The sequence below is a fragment of the Pseudomonas sp. SST3 genome (assembly GCF_003325755.1).
Map to the genome: position 1 here is coordinate 1 of NZ_QORI02000112.1, position 4,497 is coordinate 4,497.

Consider the following 4,497-nt stretch of genomic DNA (forward strand, 5'->3'; position numbering starts at 1 on the left):
TGGGGCGGATCCGTTGAATCTTGTCGGCACGCTGTTGCCGGGAGCCAAGGTGCCAGCGGTAAGCGGTAACCGGGTTGTGTACCGTGATGGGGTGCCGGCGGCGGTGATGGTAGGGGGCAAGCAGCAGGTTTTGTTGGAGGTGGATCAGCAGGCGGTGCAGCAGAAGTTGATCAGGCGCTGACCTTGAGGGCCTCATGATTGAGACCTGGGCTGCTCCGTCAACACCACCGCATCCTGCTCATGCTCCTGCGCCACACGCTTAGGCAACAACACCTGCTGTGGATAAGTTTGCGCAAAATGCACCTCATCACAGTTATCCACAAGCTTTTTCAAGCGCTGATTAAACGCCCGGCTGACTGCGTATTGGCCACCCGAAACCGTGCGGAACTGCGCGGTGAGCACCACGCCATTGAGGTCCATCTTGTCCACGCCAAATACTTCAAGCGGCCCTTGCAGGTTGTACTTGAGGAACACGTCGTCGCGGATCGACTGGCCGGCCTCGCGGATCAGCTCCACGGCCCTGTCCACGTCGGTGTCGTAAGTGAACTGCACTGAGAAGAAGGCATAGGCGAATTGACGCGACTGGTTGGTGACCGCCTTGATCTGCCCGAACGGCACCGAATGCACAAACCCCTTGCCGTCACGCAGGCGCAGGGTGCGGATGGTCAGGCCCTCCACGGTGCCGGCGTGACCAGAGTCGAGCACCACCCAATCGCCGATGGACAGGGTGTCTTCGATGATGATGAACAGGCCAGTAATCACGTCCTGCACCAATTGCTGGGAACCGAAACCGATCGCCAGTCCCACCACCCCGGCGCCCGCCAGCAAAGGCGCGACATTGATGCCCAGGTTGGCCATGGTGGTAATCGCGCAGATCACCACCAGGATGATCTTCACTGCATTGCGCAGCAGCGGCAGGATGGTTTTGACCCGGGTGCTGGGCTGGCGACTGGAGCGTTTATTCACCGGTGGTTTGAGGGCTTCCTGAATCGCGGTGTCGAGCACCACCCAGAACAGCCATGTCACCAACAGGATCAGGCCGATACTGCTGAGGGAATCACTGATGGCCCGGCCCACCGAGTTGCGCTGGGCGAATTCGAACAGCGAAACGCCCCAGATACGCCCGAGTATCTCGATAAACGCGATGGCCATGACGATACGCAAAATCGCGTGCAGCAAACTCAGAAAGCGTTCCTTGTAGGCGCTGCTGCGTTGGATCGATACCTGGCTGCGGGACTTGAACAGGTGTTGCAGCACGGTGCTGAGAAACACCGTGCCGATCAGTAACAAGGTGGTGAGCAACGCGCAGCGCAGGGCCTCTTGGTTGTCGTCACCGGCACCAATCAGGTTGACCGCCGACACCAGCACCATCAACAGAATCGGCCAGTACCAGAGCCCGGAAAACACCCGCAGCGACTGTTGCAATGCTGGATGTTTGAGGCGCTGGGCCAGTGGCCGGTTGCGGATCAAATGGGCCACCGGCCGACGCAGGCGTACCACCAGTACGCCAAAGATGACCGCGGCAAACAGGCCGGTAAACACGGCGATGCTGCTGGTGATATTGCCGCCCAACTGACGAGCGATTTGCGGGCTGGTCAGTGCATCACTGAGGGCCGCGAGAAAGCCGATCAGGAATAGAGGCTTGGGGCAATAGTCACGAATGATCCGCACGGCAGGCCGCTTGTGGCCGACGTTGAACATGACAATGACGCACAGCAACAGCGAGGTGGAAAAGATGCCACTACTGGTGGCGTAGGCAAAACACAGTGCCAGGGCTCGGCCGACAGACGTGGGTAAAAAGTGACTGACATAAAGGGTCAGCGGCAGGCAGATCAGCGCTGGAATCGTGTAGGGCACTACATAGCCCAGCAAGCCTTGCAGCCGTTGGCGCCGCGCGAGGAATGGGCGGCGGCTCGAGCGTTGCACAACCAGGCGCCCAAGTATCGTCAAGACCGCAAAGGCACCGACCCACACCCCAGACAACAGCAGGAAATCGCCCGCCACGCTCCACGGCGAGCGTGCGGCTGTCTGGTCTACCAGGCGCCCTACTTCGTCCGCGGCGCGATCAGCACGCAGGCGCCAGGCGTCGATGAGGTTCTGGTCGAGGTCGAGCTTGTTCTGCACGTCGTCGATGCTTGAACTGATGGCCCCGAGCAGCCCGCCTTCTACCAGCAGTTCCGGCTTGGCCGGCGTTTCGGCAGCGGGCGCCGTTGCCGCGGCTTGCAGGGCGCCATTGCCGCAGAGCAGCAGCGCGACGAGCAGTAATGCAGTCTTTGGATTCAGCAAAACAGCAAGCTCCTTCAGCAGGGTCTGTAAGGAACTGACGAGCTTGGGCCCTTATCGTTCCCTGCGTTTGCAATGCCCCTCCCACATTTCCCCCCTGTACCGCCTGTAGGAATATGGAAACTTTCAGCCAAACAGCGCAGTCATCCCATAACGGAGGTCACCTCACCCACCATCCACGGGAGTAAACATGGCGGCGATTCACATCGGCATTTCCGGCTGGCGCTACACGCCCTGGCGCGGGGACTTTTACCCCGAAGGGCTGACCCAGAAACGCGAGTTGCAGTTTGCGTCACGCGCCGTCAACAGCATCGAAATCAACGGCTCGTTCTACGCGCTGCAGACCCCCAAGCGCTACGCCGAGTGGTATGCCGATACGCCCGAAGGTTTCCTGTTCAGTGTCAAGGCGCCCCGTTTCATCACGCATATCCTGCGCCTGCGGGACGTGCACAAGCCGATGGCGAACTTCTTCGCTTCCGGGGTGCTGGAACTCAAAGAAAAACTCGGCCCCATCCTCTGGCAGTTTCCGCCCAGCTTCAAATTTGACGCCACGCTGTTCGAAACCTTCCTGGCCCAATTACCCACCGATACCCAACAGGCGGCGGCCCTCGCCCGCCAGCATGAGCCACGCCTGAACGGCAAGGCGAGCATGAAGGCCTATGCCAAGAAACCTTTGCGCCATGCCGTGGAGATTCGCAACATGAGTTTTGCCGTACCGGAGTTCATCCAGATGCTGGATAAACACGGAGTGGCCCTGGTGGTCGCGGACACCGCAGGCAAGTGGCCGTACATGGAAGACGTGACCGCCAACTTCATGTACCTGCGCTTGCACGGCGACAAGCAGTTATACGCCAGCGGTTATAGCGCCGAAGCGCTCCAGCGCTGGGGTGACCGCATTGAGCGCTGGGCCCAGGGCAAGCAACCTGCCGATGCACACCTGGTCGACCCGCACCACACACCCCGCAGGCGTAAACACCGTGACGTGTTCTGCTTTTTCGACAACGACATCAAAGTTCGCGCCCCCTTCGATGCACGCCAATTGCTGCAACGCTTCGGACTGGACGAACACCTGCTCACCGAGCCTGGCCGACTGCCGGAACCAGGAGTATTGCCATGACGCATCCAGAGCTGATCCCCACCCCGCCGACCACCGCCATCACCCGTTTCACGGTCGCTGACGGTCAATATCCACAAGGGTTTCACCGCACTGAATCGCCGCTTCATCTTGCCCGAACTGCGTGAAGCGGTGCGCAGCGTGGGCGCCGACATGGTGTTCTTGCAGGAGATCCATGGCACTCACGAACGCCATCCCCAGCGCTACAGCGACTGGCCAAAAATGCCGCAGTATGAGTTCCTGGCCGACAGCATCTGGCCGCAGTTTGCCTATGGGCGCAATGCGGTGTACCCCCATGGCGACCATGGCAATGCACTGCTGTCAAAATTCCAGATCATCCGCTACGACAACCTCGACATTTCGCAAAGCGGCCATGAAAACCGCGGCCTGCTGCATTGCGTGTTGCGCCTGCCGGGCGGCGGCCAGCAGGTGCACGCGATCTGCATCCACCTGGGCTTGCGCGAGGTGCATCGCCAACAACAATTGCGCTTGCTGGAACAACGTATCAGCGAGATTCCGGCCGATGCGCCGTTGGTGGTCGCTGGCGATTTCAACGACTGGCGGCAAAAAGCCGACCTGAGCCAAAGCGGTTTGCAGGAAGTGTTCATGCACACCCTTGGCAAACCGGCGCGCACCTTCCCGGCACGCCTGCCGTTGCTGCCGCTGGACCGCATTTATGTGCGTAACTTGACGGTGCACAACCCGCGCGTACTCACCACTCGCCCTTGGTCCCATCTCTCAGACCATGTGCCGCTGTCGGTGGAGGTTGAGCTATGAACGTCGCGGTAGACCATATCGCCACAGACCAACCGCCAGATGACAGCAAAGCGCGGGATCTGGATTACGGCTGGCAGAGCAGCAACCAGGTGGCGTTGCTGGAGAACGGCGAGGCGTACTTTCCCGCTGTGTTCGAGGCTTTGCGGGCGGCAGAGCGCGAGATCCTGCTGGAGACCTTCATCCTCTTTGAAGACAAGGTCGGCTTTGAGCTGCACAGCATCCTCATCGAGGCGGCCAAGCGTGGGGTAAAGGTGAGTGGTCAGCYTCGACGGTTTTGGTTGCGGCGAGCTGAGCCCGGGCTTCCTGCAGGAGTTGGCCGAAGC

At 60.3% G+C, this 4,497-nt stretch carries 3 protein-coding genes and 2 pseudogenes; 4 read left to right on the forward strand and 1 reads right to left on the reverse strand.

Annotated features, from left to right (window positions below; translation table 11 throughout):
• Positions 1–181, forward strand: a 181-nt coding sequence (locus tag DQ405_RS24550; protein ID WP_168426374.1) for a hypothetical protein, incomplete at its 5' end; no start/stop codon positions are given.
• Positions 182–192: 11 nt separating this feature from the next.
• On the opposite strand, the gene DQ405_RS24555 is transcribed toward DQ405_RS24550, so the two are convergent.
• Positions 193–2,286, reverse strand: a complete 2,094-nt coding sequence (locus DQ405_RS24555) for a mechanosensitive ion channel family protein (protein WP_019818870.1) — start codon at positions 2,284–2,286, stop codon at positions 193–195.
• Between the two features lie 187 nt (positions 2,287–2,473).
• Between DQ405_RS24555 and DQ405_RS24560 the strand changes: the two genes are divergently transcribed.
• From DQ405_RS24560 to DQ405_RS24570, 3 genes and pseudogenes are all read left to right on the forward strand, one after another.
• On the forward strand, positions 2,474–3,400 hold the full coding sequence (locus DQ405_RS24560; RefSeq protein ID WP_102666613.1) for a DUF72 domain-containing protein: 927 nt from the start codon (positions 2,474–2,476) through the stop codon (positions 3,398–3,400).
• Positions 3,397–4,174 (forward strand): annotated as a pseudogene (locus tag DQ405_RS24565) (endonuclease/exonuclease/phosphatase family protein). Before DQ405_RS24560 ends, DQ405_RS24565 begins: the two are co-directional and overlap by 4 nt.
• Positions 4,171–4,497, forward strand: a pseudogene (locus tag DQ405_RS24570) (cardiolipin synthase ClsB); the annotation flags it as partial. The pseudogenes DQ405_RS24565 and DQ405_RS24570, both read left to right, overlap by 4 nt.

Excerpts from the sequence above, each read along its gene's own strand:
- DQ405_RS24560 (WP_102666613.1), top strand. The coding sequence starts at position 2,474 with ATGGCGGCGATTCACATCGGCATTTCCGGCTGGCGCTACACGCCCTGG.